1 protein-coding gene is annotated in these 1,459 nt (G+C 71.6%); it reads left to right on the forward strand.

Features of this window, described 5'->3' with window-relative positions; all coding sequences use genetic code 11:
* The coding region (locus ACFVFS_RS40775) for a type I polyketide synthase (protein WP_380630173.1) at window positions 1–1,459 on the forward strand (1,459 nt) is incomplete at both ends.

Raw genomic sequence — 1,459 nt, forward strand, 5'->3', positions numbered from 1 at the left:
AGGGCGGGTTCCTGTACGAGGCGGACCGGTTCGATCCGGAGTTCTTCGGGATGAGCCCGCGTGAGGCGGTGGCGACCGACCCGCAGCAGCGTCTGCTGCTGGAGACGGCGTGGGAGGCGTTCGAGCGGGCGGGTATCGACCCGGTGAGCCTGCGCGGTTCGGACACCGGCGTGTTCGCCGGCGTGATCTCCGGCGACTACGCCTCCCGACTGGGCCGCATCCCGGGCGAGTTCGAGGGCTACCTGTCCACCGGGACGACCACCAGTGTGGCGTCAGGCCGCATCGCCTACACCTTCGGGCTGGAGGGTCCGGCGGTGACGGTGGACACGGCGTGCTCGTCCTCGCTGGTCGCGCTGCACCTGGCGGCGCAGTCGCTGCGCCAGGGCGAGTGCGACCTCGCCGTGGTCGGCGGCGCCACCGTCAACTCCGGTCCGACCAGCTTCATCGAGTTCAGCCGTCAGCGCGCCCTCTCCACGGACGGCCGCTGCAAGGCCTTCTCGGCCTCGGCGGACGGGACGGGCTGGGGCGAGGGCGTCGGCATCGTGCTCGTCGAGCGGCTGTCGGACGCGCGGCGCAACGGCCACCCGGTGCTCGCGGTGGTCCGCGGCAGTGCGGTGAACCAGGACGGCGCCTCCAACGGCCTTGCCGCGCCGAACGGGCCCTCGCAGGAGCGGGTGATCCGTCAGGCGCTGGCGAACGCCGGTCTCACCACGTCCGACGTGGACGTCGTCGAGGCTCACGGGACCGGCACCCGCCTGGGTGACCCGATCGAGGCGCAGGCCCTGCTGGCCACCTACGGCCAGGGCCGCGACGCCGACCAGCCGCTCTGGCTCGGCTCCATCAAGTCGAACATCGGCCACACGCTGGCGGCCGCCGGCGTCGCGGGCATCATCAAGATGGTCCTGGCCATGCACAACGGCGTCATGCCCAGCACCCTGCACGTCACGGAGCCCAGTCCGCACGTGGAGTGGGACTCGGGCGCCGTCGAGCTGCTCACGCAGCGGCGCGAGTGGGACGACGCCGGGCGTCCGCGCCGCAGCGCCGTCTCCTCCTTCGGCATCAGCGGCACAAACGCGCACGTGATCCTGGAGCAGGCTCCGGTGGCCGACGAGGCTCCGGCCGTCGACACTCCTGAGGTTCCTGGTGTGGTGCCGTGGGTGTTGTCGGGTCGTGGTGCGCGGGCGCTGGAGGGTCAGGCGGCGCGGTTGTTGTCGGCGGTGGACGGTTTGTCTTCGGCTGATATCGGTGTGTCGTTGGTGTCGTCGCGGTCGGTGTTCGAGGACCGTGCGGTGGTGTTGGGCGGGTCCGCGGCACTCGCTGCGCTCGCTGAGGGTGTTGAGGCTCCGGGGGTGGTGCGGGGTCGGGCTGTTGCGGGTGGGCGGACGGTGTTCGTGTTCCCGGGGCAGGGTTCGCAGTGGGTGGGGATGGCGGTGGAGTTGTTGGACTCCTCCGAGGTGTT

Source organism: Kitasatospora sp. NPDC057692, assembly GCF_042799475.1.
Classification (GTDB): Bacteria; Actinomycetota; Actinomycetes; order Streptomycetales; family Streptomycetaceae; genus Kitasatospora.